Source organism: Chromobacterium subtsugae, from assembly GCF_035919665.1.
GTDB lineage: Bacteria > Pseudomonadota > Gammaproteobacteria > Burkholderiales > Chromobacteriaceae > Chromobacterium > Chromobacterium subtsugae.
Genome location: NZ_CP142381.1, coordinates 3384491 through 3401044 on the forward strand (window position 1 = coordinate 3384491; position 16554 = coordinate 3401044).

13 protein-coding genes are annotated in these 16554 nt (G+C 59.4%); 6 read left to right on the forward strand and 7 right to left on the reverse strand.

What is annotated here, in order from left to right; all coding sequences use genetic code 11:
• Positions 1-76 precede the first annotated feature (76 nt).
• Both ppk2 and U6115_RS16245 read left to right on the forward strand, forming a co-directional pair.
• On the forward strand, positions 77-1093 hold the full coding sequence (ppk2, locus tag U6115_RS16240; RefSeq protein WP_047238044.1) for a polyphosphate kinase 2: 1017 nt from the start codon (positions 77-79) through the stop codon (positions 1091-1093).
• 215 nt (positions 1094-1308) lie between these two features.
• A complete protein-coding gene (locus U6115_RS16245) occupies positions 1309-3390 on the forward strand; it encodes a methyl-accepting chemotaxis protein (RefSeq protein WP_043577860.1) in 2082 nt (693 codons plus the stop codon).
• A gap of 58 nt (positions 3391-3448) precedes the next feature.
• Here the strand turns inward: U6115_RS16245 and U6115_RS16250 are convergent, their stop codons facing one another.
• A complete protein-coding gene (locus tag U6115_RS16250; RefSeq protein ID WP_043577863.1) occupies positions 3449-4057 on the reverse strand; it encodes a LysE family translocator in 609 nt (202 codons plus the stop codon).
• Between the two features lie 126 nt (positions 4058-4183).
• Here U6115_RS16250 and U6115_RS16255 point away from each other — a divergent pair, with 126 nt between their 5' ends.
• The 4 genes from U6115_RS16255 (at position 4184) to U6115_RS16270 (ending at position 7555) form a co-directional block, all read left to right on the forward strand.
• On the forward strand, positions 4184-4627 hold the full coding sequence (locus tag U6115_RS16255; RefSeq protein WP_043577866.1) for an Lrp/AsnC family transcriptional regulator: 444 nt from the start codon (positions 4184-4186) through the stop codon (positions 4625-4627).
• 720 nt (positions 4628-5347) lie between these two features.
• Positions 5348-5950 carry a LysE family translocator gene (locus U6115_RS16260; RefSeq protein WP_043577869.1) on the forward strand — a complete coding sequence of 201 codons (603 nt, stop codon included), beginning with the start codon at positions 5348-5350 and terminating at the stop codon, positions 5948-5950.
• 46 nt (positions 5951-5996) lie between these two features.
• Positions 5997-6842 (forward strand): glutamate racemase, encoded by an 846-nt coding sequence (locus U6115_RS16265; protein WP_043577872.1) that lies wholly within the window; start codon positions 5997-5999, stop codon positions 6840-6842.
• A gap of 101 nt (positions 6843-6943) precedes the next feature.
• Positions 6944-7555, forward strand: coding sequence for a glutathione S-transferase family protein (locus U6115_RS16270; RefSeq protein WP_043577874.1), 612 nt, complete (start codon positions 6944-6946; stop codon positions 7553-7555).
• Between the two features lie 149 nt (positions 7556-7704).
• Here the strand turns inward: U6115_RS16270 and U6115_RS16275 are convergent, their stop codons facing one another.
• From U6115_RS16275 to U6115_RS16300, 6 genes are all read right to left on the reverse strand, one after another.
• Positions 7705-9621 carry a chorismate-binding protein gene (locus U6115_RS16275; RefSeq protein WP_181243325.1) on the reverse strand — a complete coding sequence of 639 codons (1917 nt, stop codon included), beginning with the start codon at positions 9619-9621 and terminating at the stop codon, positions 7705-7707.
• A 115-nt stretch (positions 9622-9736) separates the two neighbouring features.
• Positions 9737-10450 carry a glutamine amidotransferase gene (locus tag U6115_RS16280; protein ID WP_076098018.1) on the reverse strand — a complete coding sequence of 238 codons (714 nt, stop codon included), beginning with the start codon at positions 10448-10450 and terminating at the stop codon, positions 9737-9739.
• Between the two features lie 15 nt (positions 10451-10465).
• Complete coding sequence (locus tag U6115_RS16285; protein WP_047238307.1) at positions 10466-11644, reverse strand: 4-hydroxybenzoate 3-monooxygenase; 1179 nt, start codon at positions 11642-11644, stop codon at positions 10466-10468.
• A 151-nt stretch (positions 11645-11795) separates the two neighbouring features.
• A complete protein-coding gene (locus U6115_RS16290; RefSeq protein WP_080770283.1) occupies positions 11796-12179 on the reverse strand; it encodes a c-type cytochrome in 384 nt (127 codons plus the stop codon).
• A 1025-nt stretch (positions 12180-13204) separates the two neighbouring features.
• Entirely contained in the window at positions 13205-15055 is a 1851-nt protein-coding gene (gene asnB, locus U6115_RS16295) for an asparagine synthase (glutamine-hydrolyzing) (RefSeq protein ID WP_043577886.1), read from the reverse strand.
• Between the two features lie 202 nt (positions 15056-15257).
• On the reverse strand, positions 15258-16472 hold the full coding sequence (locus U6115_RS16300; RefSeq protein ID WP_043577889.1) for a phospholipase D-like domain-containing protein: 1215 nt from the start codon (positions 16470-16472) through the stop codon (positions 15258-15260).
• Between the last annotated feature and the right edge of the window lie 82 nt (positions 16473-16554).

Sequence of the window (16554 nt, forward strand, 5' to 3'; positions counted from 1 at the left end):
CGCCGGCCGCATCGACACCCCGCCCATGCCGGCGTAGGATAAATACCATGCCAAGACCATGGATTAAGGTGAAGCGATGACGCAGCGACAAGATCCCCCCGACTCCCAGGAACCCGCCGCCGGCGACGCGCCCGCCGCTGCGGCCAAGCCGCGCCGCCAGTCGGCGCGCAGCCGCAACGTGGCGCGCGCGCACGACGAATCGGTGCACATCATCCAGGAAACCAGCCAGCAGCCGGTGGCGCTGCAGGTGGCGCTGGCGCCGCACGGCAGCGACGAGGACAGCGGCAGCGCCGAGCTGCCGGCCAGCTACCCTTACAGCAGCCGCATGCGCCGCGCCGAATACGAAAGGCTGAAACAGGAGCTGCAGATCGAGCTGTTGAAAGTGCAAAGCTGGGTCAAGGAAAGCGGACAAAAGATCGTGATCCTGTTCGAAGGCCGCGACGCCGCCGGCAAGGGCGGCACCATCAAGCGCTATATGGAGCACCTGAATCCGCGCGGCGCGCGGGTGGTGGCGCTGGAAAAGCCCAGCGACCAGGAACGCGGCCAATGGTACTTCCAGCGCTACATCGCCCACCTGCCCAGCGCCGGCGAGATCGTGTTCTTCGACCGCTCCTGGTACAACCGCGCCGGGGTGGAGCGGGTGATGGGCTTCTGCAACGCCCACCAGTACCTGGAATTCATGCGCCAGACGCCGCAACTGGAGCGGATGCTGGTCAACAGCGGCATCAAACTGTTCAAGTTCTGGTTTTCGGTCAGCCGCGAGGAGCAGCTGCGCCGCTTCATCTCGCGCCGCGACGACCCGCTCAAGCACTGGAAGCTGTCGCCGATCGACATCCAGTCGCTGGACAAGTGGGACGACTACACCGCCGCCAAGCAGGCGATGTTCTTCCACACCCACACCGGCGACGCGCCGTGGACGGTGGTGAAGTCCGACGACAAGAAGCGCGCCCGGCTGGGCTGCATCCGCCACTTTCTGTCGCGGCTGGACTATCCCGGCAAAGACCCGCGCGTGGCGCGCGCGCCCGATCCGCTGATCGTCGGCGAGCCTGGCGACATGTCCTATCAGGAGGAACAGGACGTCTTGACCTTCTGACGCGCCGCTCCCGGCCATGTCCGATCGTCCGGGCATGGCCGCCCGTTTTTCGCCCAGCCCCTTCTCGCCGCCTCGTCCTGCCCGCTCCGCCGCTGCCGCAGGTCATTGCCTGCGCGGGCGGGATGCCGGTATATTCGTTTTAAATACGAATTTATACGTATTAGTCCGGTTTCGTGCAGCACTCGAATCAACCAGCAGCCTCGCAGGTAATCGCCATGAGTCACGCGCAGCAACAATGGGGACGCCTCAGTACCCGCATCATCCTGGTGGCGGCCGGCGCCATAACGGTCGCCTTCGCCGCCATGATCGCCCTGATCGCCCACCTCAACTACAAGTCCGCCATCGACACCGGCTACCAACTGGCCTCGGAGCAGGCCGGCAGCTACGCCAAGGACGCGGAAAACACCCTCAGCCAAGGCTTTCTGCTGCCGCGCCACCTGGCCGACGCCGTCGCCGGCATCAAGCGCGGCGGCAAGGCCGACCGCAAGCAGACCGACAACATCATCCTGCAGATGCTGGACCACGCGCCGCAGTCGATAGGACTGTGGATGCTGTGGGAACCCAACGCCTTCGACGGCGACGACAACCCCTACCGGCTGGACTGGCCGCGCCACGACCCCACCGGCCGCTACCAGCCCTACATCACCCGCAACGCGCAAGGCAAGGCGCAGATGGACGTGATGATGTCGGCCGACCGCATCAAGGACTTCCCCAAATTCAAGGACCATCCGCAAACCTATCAGCCCGATTATGAAAAGCCGGGCTGGGGCGATTTCTACTACGTGCCCAAACAGCGCGGCCGCGACACCATCACCGAGCCCTACCCCTATGAAGTGCAGGGCAAGAAGGTGCTGGAAAGCTCGCTGGCGGTAGTGATGAAGGACGATGCCGGCAAGATGCTGGGCGTTTCCGCCACCGACGTGGCGCTGGACCAGCTGCAGAAGTCCTTCGGCCAGATCCGCCTGTACCAGACCGGCTATATCCGCATCCTGTCCGAAGGCGGCGTCTACGTGGTCCACCCACAGGCGGATCAGCTGGGCAAGAGCGTAGCCAAGGACGACGCGCTGGCCGGCCACCTGGCGGACATCAAGAAAGGCGAGGATTTCGTCTACGAAGACGGCGGCTTCACCCACTTCTTCCATCCCATCGCGATAGGCGACACCGGCCAGTTCTGGACGCTGGGCATCAGCGTCCCCACCGCCGCCCTCACCGACGGCGCCCGCCGCGAAATGCTCACCGCCATCGCCATCGGCGCGGTGGCGCTGGCCCTGATCCTGCTGCTGCTGGCCATCGTCATCCGCACCCAGACCCGCCCGCTGCAGCGTCTGGCCGAAACCATGGAGCAGTTGGCCAGCGGCGGCGGCGACCTCACCAGCCGCATCGCCATCGCCAACCGCGACGAAATCGGCCGCACCGCCAGCGCCTTCAACCGCCTGCTGGACAGCCTGCGCGACATGTTCGTCAATGTGCGCGAGCAAAGCCGCCAGGTTTCCGACGCCGCCGCGCGGCTCAGCCACTCGGCCGGCCAGGTGCACGACGCCTCCGCCCAGCAGTCCGACGCCGCCACCGCCAGCGCCGCCAGCGTCGAGCAGGTGACGGTGGGCGCGCAGCACATCGCCAGCACCGCCCAGCAGGCCGGCGACATCGCGCGCGAAACCGGCGCGATGACCGAGCAGAGCGTGGCCAAGGTCAACCGCGTCACCAGCGAGATCCAGCGCATGACCGACAGCATGCACGAGCTGGCGGAACGGATGAGCGGCCTGGGAGAGCGCTCCAACGAAGTCACCACCATTGTCGGCGTGATCAAGGATATCGCCGACCAGACCAATCTGCTGGCGCTGAACGCCGCGATAGAAGCGGCGCGCGCCGGCGAACTGGGCCGCGGCTTCGCGGTGGTGGCCGACGAGGTGCGCAACCTGGCTGGCCGCACCGCCGAGGCCACCGTCCAGATCACCCGCATCGTCGAGGCCATCAGCAGCGAAACCCGCCAGGCGGTCGGCGACGTGCAGCGCAGCAGCCAGCAGGTGGATCTGAGCGTCGGCATCGCAGAAGAAGCCAACCAGGCGATGCGCGAAGTGCAGGGCTACAACCAGCAGCTGGTGACCAGCATCGTCGACATCGCCGCCGCCACCCGCGAGCAATCCAGCGCCAGCCTGGAAATCGCGCAGAACGTCGAGCGCATCAGCAGCATGGCGCAGAACAACAACCAGGTGGTGAGCGAGGTCAGCCAGGCGGTGAAGCAGCTGCGCGAGCTGTCCGGCGGACTGGAGCAACTGGTCAGCCACTTCAAGCTATAAGCGCGCCTTCTCCCTGCCCCAGGCCCGGCTTGTCCGGGCCTTTTTCTCGCCCGCCCGCTCAGCCGCCCGCCGCGCGCCAGGCCAGCAAGACGGCGAAACCGAGCAAGAGCAGACCGCAGCCTGCGTCCAGCAAGCGGCGGCCGCGCGCGCCCAACCGCGCCAGCAAGGCGCCGCCGCCATAGGCCAATATCAGCCACCACGCGGCGGAGCCGCAAAACACCCCGGCGACAATGGCCAGCTGCTGCGCGCCGCTGGCGGCCAGGCCGCCTGACAAGCCGGCCGCCACCGCGGCGAAGGACAGGATGGTCATCGGATTGCTCAGCGTCAGCAATAGCGCGCCGGCGTAAGCGCGCCGCAGCCCGACGCGGCCTTCTTCCCGCACCGCCGGCTGGCTTTCCGGCCGCCTGAGCGTGGCCACGCCCAGCCACGCCAACAGCAGGCAGCCGCCCCAAGCCAGCGGCCGCGCCAGCGCTCCGGCCAGATGCAGCGCCGCGCCGCTGCCGGCGACGCCGGCCATTGCGAACAGGCCATCGGCGCTGGCCGCCCCCAGGCCGGTGGCCAGGCCCAGCCGCGGCCCGCCGCGCAGAGTGCGGCTGACGCACAACAAACCTATCGGCCCCATCGGCGCCGCAATCGCCAAGCCTATCAAAGCCGCCTGCCAGAACATGTTCGTCCTCCCCTTAATCCATGCTCATAGTGTGCCGCCCCGCCGCGCGACTGCCCATGCGATTTTTTCGCCTAGACGCTATGCTGGCTTTTAAATCTGAGGCAAAACGGCAGAAGGAGTTTACGAATGGAAGTAGACGCAAAATCCTGGGCTATCCTGGCCGCGCTGCAGGACAACGCCCGCCAGTCGCTGACCGAACTGGCGCAGGCGGTGGGCCTGTCGGTGCCCGCGGTATCGGAAAGAGTGAAGCGGCTGGAAGAAGCCGGGGTGATAGGCGGCTACCACGCCCGTGTGGCGCCGTTGCGCGCCGGCTACGCGCTATCGGCATGGGTGGGCATCACCGTGCCGCAACCGGACAAGAAGACGCTGCTGGCTCGGCTGGAAGCGATGCCGGAAGTGATGGAATGCCACCACGTCACCGGCGTCGACTCCTACGTGTTCCGCCTGCTGGCGCGCGACGTCGGCCACCTGGAGCAACTGGTGTCCCAGCTCAACGACCTGGGCGAAACCCGCACCTCCATCATCCTGTCCACGCCGCTGCAGGGCCGTTCGGTGCGGCCGCCGCGCTAGCGGTGGCTGCGACTGCGGTTTGGCAAGCGATAAGCCTGACAGACAAGCCCCGGTAGCGTCCCCCGCTTTACCCGCCGCGTTATCCGCCGGTCGCGCAGCCGCGCCCTTATTCCCGTCCTTGCCGCCTTCTGCCCAAGGATGGGAAAGCGCTCGGGATCGCGGCGCCATTCCATATCGCGCAAGATGGTCTCGGGCCTCCCGCCGTCAGAAGTCGCGCTCAACCCGCCGCGGCAAGGCGCGCAGCACAACAGCCATCCTGAATGCGCCCCCGCGCCTCAACGCTCGCCCGCTGCTCCGCCAATTTACGACTCCTCCTGAAAAAGGAGCCGAGGCCGTGAGGTGGCGCGCCGGCGCTACAGGCAATGGATCCCCCGCGGACTCTTATACTATTGTTGTATGCATATATATTTAATTATGATAATGTCTTTTAGGTGGATGCAGTGCCCGCGCAACGCCGCTGTCAACGACCACCCCAAGCAGCTTGCGCGTTGCCGCCCCCAGGACCAAGAGACCAAATGAGGGGCAAGGCTGCCAAAACGCCAGGGCTGGCTTGGCGCTCATTCAGTGACTGAATGCGGCAACTCACTGAGTCCATGCCTCCACCGGCTGCTGTACCGACTTTGTGAATGCGTGCAGAGTAACTAGGCCTCTCCCCTGATGAATGATTTCAACCAGTTCGGAATCATCTGGGATTTGACAGCTATACAAGGATAGCGCAGTATGGATTTTCAACTTTGGATGTTGTTTTGCGTCGTATTTCTCTCGGCAGCCATCCTACCCGGTCCGAATGTCGCCTTCTCTATGGCGCAAGCTCTTGATAATGGTTTTAAACAATCCTTTCCAGGCGCCATTGGTTTTGGTCTGGCAAGCGGGGGCCACGCCGTCATTGTCCTCTCAGGCCTAGGCATACTTGTCAAGAATAATCCTGGCATTTTCTTCTGGCTCAAATGGATAGGGGTTGCTTACCTGTTCTACCTTGCATTGAAATCGCTACGCTCGCGCTCCCAAATTGCGGTTGCAAGCTCAAGCAAGCGCACACCTTTTCAGATGTTTACCGGCGCCGTCATTGTCTCATTCACGAACCCCAAAGGGATATTGACCAATATAATACTGTTCCCGACATTCATAAATAACAATATATCATACGCGCCGCAGTGCATTGCATTAGTGGCAACAGCGATCTTCATTTCCACATCGGTATACGCGCTATACATGTTAATGGCTCGCCATGCGGCGAAAATATTCAAGACAAAACGTCAAATGAGCCTAGTCACGGGCATTTTATATATTGGCGTCGCCATTGCGATAGCAGCCACGATATAGGTCATCGCAACAGTTTAACAACACGAGCACATAAGCGAGGCTAGCTTTGATTGGCGTATTTGATTTCGGCAGCGGCGGCTTGACGGTGATGCGCGCGTTTGAATCCGTTTTGCCCAATGAGAAGTTCGTCTATTTAGGCGACCACGGAAACCCACCCTATGGCAATAGCTCAGCAGATGCTATCTATGACTTGACACAAGCGGCTCTTGCCCGCCTTTTTGAACATGGTTGCTCACTGGTGGTGATCGCTTGCAATACTGCAGTGGCCACCAGCCTCCGAAAGATTCAGCAGACATGGCTGCCCCAAGCGTACCCAGGTCGGCGCGCGGTCGGAGTTGTCGTACCCACTGTCGAGGAGATCATCGGCACTCCTTGGGGTTGGAAATTCGACAGCACGCACGCTCATCCTCATCGCCCGGTCAAGAGCGTTGCGATATTCGCGACGCAGCACACCGTGCAATCCAATATCTTCGCCGCGGAAATCAACAGCAGAAACCCCGACATAAACGTGCGCCAACAAGCATGCAATGGTCTTGCCCTGCTCATCGAACAAGCCGCGCCGGAAGCCGTGCTGCGGGCAGAAATTCGCAAAAACATCAATGCGCTATTTAATGCCAACCAGGAAGTTCCAGACGTTTGCGTACTAGCTTGCACACATTACCCGATAGTAGAGCATATATGGCGAACAGAGCTGCCTGATTCCATGCGCATCATTTCTCAGCCGGACGCTTGCGCCCAGAGCCTGCTTGAGTACCTAAAAAGAAACCCGCATTTTTCCAGCACCAGAATCGGAGACAACCAATTCCTTACGACAGGCGATGCTGAAACCGTTTCGGAACGCGCCTCTTTATTCTACAACTCAAAGGCTGAATTTTCCAAAATCGACATGTAGTTAATTACGTAATCGTATTCATGTAACACTCGTTCTTCTTTACCTTCGACTCCAAATGGGTCGACTGGAAAAACGAACGATTAAAACCTCAGGGGGAATTGATGAAACTTGTTGGCATGATGGGATCACCCTATGTTCGGCGCGTGGCAATTTCGTTGCGCTTGATGGGTTTAGAGCATGAGCACCGGCAAATCTCGGTATTTCGCAATGTGGATGAGTTCCGCGCCATCAATCCGGCGGTCAAGGCGCCGACGCTGATCTGCGATGACGGCGAAATGATCATGGATTCGTCGATGATCATTGACTATCTGGAATCACGGGTCGACCCCTCCCGCAGTTTGATGCCAAAAGACTCGAAACAACACAGAAAGGTGCTTTCGCTGATCGGGCTTGGCCTCACGGTTTGCGAAAAAGCCGTTCAGCTCGAATATGAGCACAACAAGCCCGGCGAATATCAATATGCTCCTTGGCTAAGCCGCATAACCGAACAATTGCATGCCGCGCTGGCGCTTCTGGAAGAAGCCGCGGCCCAAGCAAACCCTTGGCTTGCCACCGCGCAGCTGTCTCAGGCCGATGTTACCGTGGCCGCGGCTTGGCGTTTCACCCAATTCAGGGTATCCCACTTGGTGGATGTCCAAACCTATACCGCGCTTGCAGCCTATGCCGACCAAGTCGAACTGTTGCCTGAGTTTGTCGATACCCCGCTAAAGTGAAAGCCGCCCTGCCCCCTGCCCTGGGGGCAGGTTTTCATTGCATAAGCGGGCGGAGATTTCGACAGCTCGGTTTCCGCCCGCAATGAACTTGCCCACATCGTCTTGCAAGCCTGGAGCTAAGCGCTGAGCGCTCACGTCCCAGGCTCAGATCACAGAACGGCACCGCCGATCAAAACCGGCCTTTCCCTGCCTTCGAACTGACGCGTCAGCAAGAGCCGGCTCAAGATCTTCCGCGTCAGCTCGAAACCGTGAGGTGTAAGAATCGATTCGGGATGGAATTGCACGCTGAAGAACCGCTCGCTTTGCAACGCATGTATCTCGCGCGATTCCTCATCGCTCGCCACCCTGACCTGCTCGAGCGTTTGCGTAGCCAATCCGACGTAAGTATTGTAGAAACCCACTCGCTGCTGAGTCCCGAACAAATCAATCACTTGCTGCGTGCCTTGCAAGGGAACCGCCTTGGTGATCACGGGAAAGCCGAGGATGTCGCACAGAATCTGATGGGACAGGCAAACACAAAGCATCGCTTGCCCACTCTCCAAGCGGGCGGCGATTATATTGCGCAAGCGCATCATCTTGCCGTCCTGGCTATCCAGAGGGTTGCCTGGGCCGGGTCCCGCCACCAACAGATCGCTCTGGTGAAGCTGAGGGTTGTAGTCGGCGAAGGAAACCAAGCTCACCTGCATCTCAAGCTGCTCCAGCAGACGCTTGAGCATCACCGAAAAATCATCCTCCGCATCCACGATGGTGACGGATTTCCCCCGCAACGATGGCTCCGTTCCGAAGTCCGCGTCTTGCGACTCGAACCAGAAGCGGGATAGATACGCGTTCCTGGACTGCAGCAGTCTTTGAATCTGCTCATGATCCATCTTGTCCAACAAGCGCTCGGGAAGTGCCGGACTCTTGCCTGCATTGCGGACCGCGTTGAACAAACCTGCAATCTTGGTTTCCGTTTCCCACGCCTCATGCGTCGGATTGGAGCCGCGAACCAAGGTGGCGCCCACCCGGGCTACCGCCTTGCCTGCCCGGTCTATCTGAAGCGTGCGGATGAGAATCGGCGCATCGAGCGTCGCGCTGCCATCCTTATTGCGGCCGACCAGGGCGATCGTGGCGCCGTAATAGCCTCTGGATTGCTTCTCGTATCGGTGGATGACGCGAAATGCGCTCAGCACCGGACTGCCGGTGACCGTCGGCGCGAACATGGAGCGACGCAGCAGATCGATGATCGACTTGTCCGTCTTGCCTACCAACAGATATTCGGTATGAATCAGGCGAGACATTTCCTTGAGCATGGGGCCGATCACCGAACCGCCTTGGTCGCAAATCTCGCTCATTATCTTGAGTTCTTCGTCGCAAACCATGAAGAGCTCGAAAATTTCTTTCTCGTCCTGGAGGAATTCCAGAAAATCCTTCTCGCTTTCCGCCACCTCATATGCGCTATTTTTACGATAGGTGCCACTGATGGGATTCATCATGACCTCGCCGCACGAAGCCGAAATATGTCGTTCGGGAGATGCGCCAAGATAATAATGCTCACCATCATAGAAAGCGAAAGTCCAGTAAGCGCCGAACTCATTCAGAAGCAGTGAACGGAAAATACTGAGAATGCCACTCAGCTCGGCATTGCCGATGTGAGCGACGCATTCCCGTGCGATGACGAAATTTGCGCCTTGCCCCGTCCCGATTTCACAGTTGATGATATTTCTGATGATGGCTTCGTATTCAGCCTGATCGGTAGTGAACGATATATTTGAAATGTCCACCTGTTCATTGGGTAGCATCTCGACAAACTGGCTGAGCGGGAAATATTGCGAATTCTCGATTTGCAGAGAAACGATAGGCTCCCCATCGTCATGCACAGGAAAGCCACGTTCCCGGGCTTGAGCAAATGGAATCAGGTTGACTGAATCGAAAGTATGGCTATCGGCTAGTCCAGACTTCATGGGAATATCCGCCAAATGGCGAAACCTCTCTACCTTTCCTGTGCATGCAAGTACTGTTGGTTCATTTTTGCGACGCATCAAAAAAAAGCATTCATCTTCTTGAAACGGAAAGGTGGTGGTCATAATCATTCCTAGCCGACATATTTGATGAAAATATGAGTCTGATTGGTTTTTATAATTTTTATACCAGCAATTTAGCGGTGATATTGCGCATCAGTCCCTATACAGTCGCGCGGCTTCAAGCTGGCGATGCTATCCACTTTGGCAGAAACGCGCTGATCCAGGCCGCAACGGCTGAATCGTATTGATGCCAATCAGTCAAGTGCTCGCATGCGGGCTTCGCACCAGGCGCTTTGAGCCGCTCGGTTCCACGCGACGACCAGCGATCAATCGTCTCATAAGTCACTTCTGGGTGAAATTGCAAGGCGTAGGCATTATGCCCATATCGATATGCCTGAATTGGAAAGGTTGAGCCTTCGGCCAGAAGCGTAGCGCCTGTCGGCAAGTCAAACCCTTCGCTATGCCATTGATAGACATAGTCCGGAAAGGGGGCACATGCGTCTTCGGTTATCCTGTGCGCCGCCGGCAACGGCGCTATCGGATAATAACCAGCCTCAATTCCTCCATTATCAAGCTGATATACTCGCTCCCCCAGATGCCGCGTCAGCATTTGCGCACCCAGACAAATGCCAAGCAACGGCTTCCCTTCACTCAACGGCTTATCCAGCCAATTGATTTCTTCACGAATATACGCATCGCTATCATTTGCGCTCATCGGACCACCGAAAATTACCGCACCATCGTGCTCCCGCATATTCTGCGGGAGAAGATCGCCAAATCGTGGCCTGCGGATATCAAGCTCGAATCCCAGTTGACGCAACAGCAAACCAACTCGGCCAGGCGTGGAGTGCTCTTGATGCAAGACAATCAGAATTTTTCGTGTTTGATCCATGGCGCAATTCTATATTTAAATCGACGCGGCGAATGGCGGATTGCCAACCCATAGTTCAGCGAAACTCTGCGCGGCTGGCCCAGAGCCAAGCACCCTATCCAGCTCTGCTATCTGCAGACGTCTATGAAAATGAGAGTTGTCATCGAAACGATGCAACAACATGGCCATCCAATGGGAAAACTGTACATCCCGCCATATCTGCTTCAATGCGATATCAGAGTAAGACAACAAAAGATCTTCCTTGCCTTTGCCATAGTGCTGTTCAAAAGCGCGGGCCAAAATATTCGCATCGGAAACCGCGAGATTCAGCCCTTTCGCAGCAGAAGGAGGAACGATATGCGCGGCATCTCCAGCCAGAAACAGCCTGCCTTTTTGCATTTTCTCAGCAACAAAGCTTCTAAGTTGCACAATGCTTTTTTCAATGATTGCCCCGCCATTCACCTTCTCAGGCCTGCCTTCCAACCGTAATTGCAAAAGATCCCAGATTCTCGAACCAGACCACTCATTGGGGTCTTCGTCTGGCGAGCACTGCAAGTAGATTCTTGACACATTCGGCGATCGCATCGTAAATAATGCAAGCCCTGTCTCGTGACTGGAAAAAATGACGTCCGGCGAAATCGGCGACATTTCAGCCAGAACAGCAAGCCAAGTAAACGGGTAGTTGTACGAAAACTGGGTGAGAGAGTCTGAGATATGCGGTCGACAAATACCATGGAAGCCATCGCAACCGACGATAAAATCACACTCTAGCGTCTGCTGCTCACCGCCATGCGAAAATGAAACATATGGCGAAAATCCGTCAGTATCATGAATCTGAACATCTGCAGCGTCAAACAGCAGTGGAAATTCCGTCTTCAAGCGCGCGGCAATCAGGTCCTTGATAATTTCTTGCTGCCCATAAATAGTCACCGTGCGCCCGGTGAGCGCTTGGAAATTCAACTCACGCGTCGAGCCTTCATAATGAAACTGCAGCGTAGAATGTACCATTCCTTCAGAATGAATTCTCGCGCCAACACCGCTTTCGGTAAGAATCTGGACCGTGGCAGGAGTAATCTGGCCTGCGCGGCTTCGGCCTTCCACATAATCTCTAGAGCGATTCTCAATCACTACATTGCTTATATTTGCCAAAGAAAGAAGCTGCCCCAGCATTAACCCCGCAGGCCCCGCACCTATGATTGCAACCTTTGTCCGCATGAGCTTATCAACCTAAGTTAGAAAATTTGTATAACCTTCAGCAAACACTACTGACCATGCCAAATATCCAATTAACTCTTCGCTGAATAATTTACTTGCAACCATCCACATGACGGCTCTTCGCGTTACGCTTCAATCCCTTGATTTAAAATCATCGACTTTTTAAAATAACGCCACTCATATACTGATTCAAATCACGCAAATCTTTAATTCTCCAAGCAAACGGCGACAGTCTCACACCATTCTCTTGCAAGGTTTTTGGAATTAGATCACCATTGGGGCGAAGTATCACTGACGACACGATAACCCCCGGGTAGGCAGCTAATCTTCTCTTGAAGGCTGGCGTTGTAATATCGGGTGTCGGTGGATTGCTTTTATTAGCCAACGGCCCCGTCCCCTTAAGATCAGACCCATGGCACATTGCGCATCGCTGCGAATATAGGTTTCTGCCATTGGCATTATCCGCCAAGGACCATTGCGATGAAATAATCGCCATCAATCCTAACAATACGCTGAGTATTTTTTTGCTTTTCATATCATATTTTTCATAAAACAGATCAGTATCGAGAACAGCGCGCAGCAGCCATGCCTGTCACTCTCTGCGCCTCCGACAATACCCGAGCGCAATCCACATTCAGCACACCGCGCGCCCAAAAATGTAAGCAAAAGATAGGAATAGATTGAATCTATGGAGCAGACTGCTGACGCAGTGCCTGAGGGCAATGTCAGCCAGTCGTTTTCCTGGCCACTTAGCTGGCATCTGTTTACTGCCGCCACCTCCCGCGCGTCGGTCGGGCTTGCTGTCAGAGGCCGGTTCCGTCGGGAAGGCATTGCCGGCGAAATTCGTTCGGATTCCACTCACTGCAATTGGCAAATACATTATCATAATTAAGTATATATGCATACTACAATAGTATAAGCCAGTATGACAACAACCTGGACTGTTGCATCCTACTGCCTATCCCCAAGTGAAGGCGTCACGCCCCTCCCCAGACAAGCATCCCAGCCACGCGCGAGCAACAAGGCTCAATTGATCCGATACTCGCCAATCGGAATTCGACACAACACCCAAGCCATTGCCATTCCGAATGAAGCCTAAGCTTGCCCGTTGCAACCAACCGCCGCAGGCATGGCGTTCTGATGCCGCTTTCCATCCAGGCCGATCCCAGTCCGGCGGCTGGCATGCGCCGAAGACCGATGCCTGAAGCAGCGGAAATCTGCGCGGATGCCCATCGCCACGCAGTTTGCGCCTGGGCGATATTGCAGAACTCAGGATCCACGGCTTGCCGTTGGCGACGCGCAAAGCCTTTCGACGCAGACCAGCCGAGCCTTGCCTTGCGCCGCATGGGCAACGGGAATGGGGGCGGCATGCGCGATCGTCCGCCAAGCGGCGGGCAGTCAGGCCTGGGAGGCATGAGAACAGACCGGCAAAATGAAGATTTGCGCCGCGGCGCGGGAGGCCTATGGCGCCAAGGCGGGGCTCTGCGCTTGGGATGGCAGCCAGCCCCCTTCTCTTGGGAATGGCCACGCCGGGCGACATCGCCCGGCGTGGCCGCGGCCTTATAAATCCAGCGCCACCCGATGGTGCCGCAGCCACTCGTTCAGCCCCAGCGCCATTTCCAGTCCGGCGCGCTCCGGCGCGGAGCTGGTCTTGCCGAACGGCCGGTCCAGCAGCTTCCACGCCGCGGCCCGGTCCAGCAGCGGCAGCGCCGGCGCGGCGGCGTCGTCCAGCACCCGCGCCAGGCCCTGGCGCAGCGCCTGCTCATATGCCGGATCCTGGGTGGCCGGATACGGGCTCTTGACGCGCTGAACGATGGAGTCCGGCAGTACATCCTTGCCGGCGGCGCGCAGCAGGCTCTTTTCGCGGCCGTCGAAATTCTTCATCCGCCACGGCGCGTTGAACACATATTCCACCAGCCGGTGGTCGCAAAACGGCACCCTCACCTCCAGCCCTACCGCCATGCTCATCCGGTCCTTGCGGTCCAACAGCCCCTGCACGAAGCGGGTCAGATGCATGTGGCTGATTTCGCGCATGCGCTTTTCCTTGGCGTCGTCCGAGGCCAGGGTCGGCACCTCGGCCAGCGCCTGCGCGTAGCTGTCGCGGCGGAAGCCCGCCATGTCCAGCTGCCGCAGCAAATCCGGCGATACCAGCGACTGGCCGTCGAAGAAGGAGGCGGTGGCGCCGGACAGCCAGGGAAAGGTGTCGGCCGCCACCGCGGCGGCGTCGTGGAACCAGCGGTAGCCGCCGAACACCTCGTCGGCCGACTCGCCGGACAGCGCCACCGTGGACTGGGCGCGGATCGCCTCGAACAGCTTGTACAGCGACGGCAGCATGTCGCCCCAGTAGGCCGGCGGCAAATCCTGCGCGCCCAGCACCGCCGCGCGCAACGCCGGATCGGCCAGATCACGGCTTTCCAGCAGGATTTCCTGGTGATCGGTGCCGGCATGGGCGGCCAGGTCGCGCACGAAGGGGGCATCCGGCGAGCTGCGCAGGTAGTCGGAGGCGAACTCCACCCCATGCTTGATGAAATCCACCGAGAACGAACGCACCTTGCCCTTGCCTTGCCGGGCGGTGCTGCACGCCGCCAGCGCGGTGATGATGGAAGAGTCCAGTCCGCCGGACAGCAAGGTGCACAGGGGCACGTCGGCGACGATCTGGCGTTCGACGATGTCGTCCAGCAACTCGCGCACGGTGCGGATGGTGGCGGGCAGGTCGTCGCCGTGCTCGCGCGCCTCCAGTTTCCAGTAGCGGTGCTTGCGCAGGCCGGCGCGGTCCACGGTGACTGTCTGTCCCGGCCGCACTTCGCGCATGCCATCGAACACCGCCGCCTCCGGCGTCTTCACCAGATCCAGCATTTCGCGCAGCCCTTCCGCCTTCACCACGCGCTTCGCCTCCGGATGGGCGAGGATGGCCTTGGGTTCGGAGCCGAACAGCACGCCGTCGGGCAGCGGATAATAGTAGAGCGGCTTGACGCCCATGCGGTCGCGCACCAGCAGCAGCCGCTCGGCGCGCGCGTCCCAGATGGCGAAAGCGTACATGCCGTTCAGGCGCTCGGTCAGCGCCTCGCCCCATTGCAGATAGGCGCGCAGCACCACCTCGGTGTCGCTGCGGGTGCGGAAACCGTGGCCCAGCGCGATCAATTCGCGGCGCAGCTCCTGGAAGTTGTACACCTCGCCGGTATATACCAGACAGGCCAGCGTCTTGCCGTCCTCCTCCGCCAGCATCGGCTGGCTGCCGCCTTCCAGATCGATGATGGACAGGCGGCGGTGGCCCAGCGCCGCGTGGCGATCCAGCCATACGCCGCCGGCGTCCGGCCCGCGCAGCCGCATGGTGCGCGTCATATTGTCGATGACTTCGCGGTAATCCCTCACATTCCGCTCAAAGCTGATCCAACCTGCGATGCCGCACATTGTTCTCTCCTCCGTGGGTGGGATGCATGGCCGGCGGCCGCCGAGCCACAAATGACAATGTATTTTAGCGGCCGAGCAAGCCAGAGACGTCCCGCGCGGCGACAGACGCGCGGAACAGAGCGGATAAACTGGTAATAAGAATGGGAGCTTGACGTATTTTTGGCCATCCGCGCCGCAGGCGGACGGCCTCGCGGAATCTGGCTCAAGACGCCTGGCGGCAGGCCTTGTCCGGCGGGGTGTATGCCTTGCCGGGCTCGATGCTCCGCGCCAGCGGCGACGACCAGGTCTGCTCGTGCAAAGTGGCGATGCGCTGCGCCATCGCAGGATTGCGCAACACCACCTCCAGATTGCGCGACTTGTCCATATAGCCGCCGCTCCAGTTGCTGGTGCCCACCCAGGCGATCTGGCCGTCTATCGCCATGGTCTTGCTGTGGATGACGCGGGCGAACGGAATGCAGGCGCCGTCGCGCGGAATGGTCACATAGCGCACTTCCATGCCTGGCAAGGCCGCCAGGCTCCTCAGGTAATCGACGCCCGGCTTTTCCAGGTTCCAGTCCGACACCATCAGCTTCACCTTGACGCCGCGCGCCAGCGCACCGCGAATGGCGTTGTCAAACAGCGGGTAGTATTGCCGCGGCTTGCCGAAGCTGAGCGGCGCGTAGTCCAACAGCTGGATGCGCACCTCGCGTTTCGCCTCGGCCATCAGCCTGGGCAGCGCCTCCTCGGAATCGCCGACGCCATCCGGGTTGTAGGCGTTGGGGCTGGCCAGCAGCGTCGCCGGCTGCGACAAGTCCGCCGCCTGCTCGGCCGCGCGCAGCGGCGCGACCTTGCCGCCGGCGGCCAGCGTCGCCTGCGCGGCCCAATCCTGCTCGAAGATGGCCTGCATGCGGCCGGCCATCGCCGCGTCGTCCACCTTGAGGCCGGTTTCATGGATGTGCTGCAGCGAGCGCCAGTCGAAATTCTGGCTGCCGACGTAAGCGGTTTTGCCGTCGGCCACGATGAACTTGGCGTGGATGATGCCGTTGCCGGTGAGCTGGCTGTAGTCGAGCTGGCGGTATTCCAGATTGGGAATGCGCTGCAGGCGGGCGATAGTGGCGGCCTCGCTGGCGAACATGCCCTTCTTTTCCATCAGAAAGCGTATCTTCACCCCGCGCCGTCCCGCGGCTTCCAATCGGTCCATCACCTGGGTCAGCTTGCTGCCCGCCTGATCCGCCGCGTAAAACTGCTCCAGCACGATCTGCGTGCGGGCGGAGTCGAACAACTCGCTCCATACTACGGCCGGGTCGCGCAAATCCGGCGTGTCCAGCCCCGCATGCTGCGGCGCGGTATGCACCAGCTCGAATCCGGGAATGGTGAAATCGGCGCGGGCCAGCGTGGACGACAAAATCAGGGCCAGCGGCCAACAGCGGCTGCGCATGGCGGCCTCCTTCGCAAAATCGCCGATTATGACATCATCACGTTAAGGAAGTATGAAGCCGGCATGCCTGCCGGGCAAAAAA

What these genes read in the sequence shown, in the direction of transcription:
- ppk2 (WP_047238044.1), top strand. Translation starts at nt 77, where the DNA reads ATGACGCAGCGACAAGATCCCCCCGACTCCCAGGAACCCGCCGCCGGC.
- U6115_RS16245 (WP_043577860.1), top strand. Translation starts at nt 1,309, where the DNA reads ATGAGTCACGCGCAGCAACAATGGGGACGCCTCAGTACCCGCATCATC.
- U6115_RS16250 (WP_043577863.1), bottom strand. Translation starts at nt 4,057, where the DNA reads ATGTTCTGGCAGGCGGCTTTGATAGGCTTGGCGATTGCGGCGCCGATG.
- U6115_RS16255 (WP_043577866.1), top strand. Translation starts at nt 4,184, where the DNA reads ATGGAAGTAGACGCAAAATCCTGGGCTATCCTGGCCGCGCTGCAGGAC.
- U6115_RS16260 (WP_043577869.1), top strand. Translation starts at nt 5,348, where the DNA reads ATGGATTTTCAACTTTGGATGTTGTTTTGCGTCGTATTTCTCTCGGCA.
- U6115_RS16270 (WP_043577874.1), top strand. Translation starts at nt 6,944, where the DNA reads ATGAAACTTGTTGGCATGATGGGATCACCCTATGTTCGGCGCGTGGCA.
- U6115_RS16275 (WP_181243325.1), bottom strand. Translation starts at nt 9,621, where the DNA reads ATGACCACCACCTTTCCGTTTCAAGAAGATGAATGCTTTTTTTTGATG.
- U6115_RS16280 (WP_076098018.1), bottom strand. Translation starts at nt 10,450, where the DNA reads ATGGATCAAACACGAAAAATTCTGATTGTCTTGCATCAAGAGCACTCC.
- U6115_RS16285 (WP_047238307.1), bottom strand. Translation starts at nt 11,644, where the DNA reads ATGCGGACAAAGGTTGCAATCATAGGTGCGGGGCCTGCGGGGTTAATG.
- U6115_RS16290 (WP_080770283.1), bottom strand. Translation starts at nt 12,179, where the DNA reads ATGAAAAGCAAAAAAATACTCAGCGTATTGTTAGGATTGATGGCGATT.
- asnB (WP_043577886.1), bottom strand. Translation starts at nt 15,055, where the DNA reads ATGTGCGGCATCGCAGGTTGGATCAGCTTTGAGCGGAATGTGAGGGAT.
- U6115_RS16300 (WP_043577889.1), bottom strand. Translation starts at nt 16,472, where the DNA reads ATGCGCAGCCGCTGTTGGCCGCTGGCCCTGATTTTGTCGTCCACGCTG.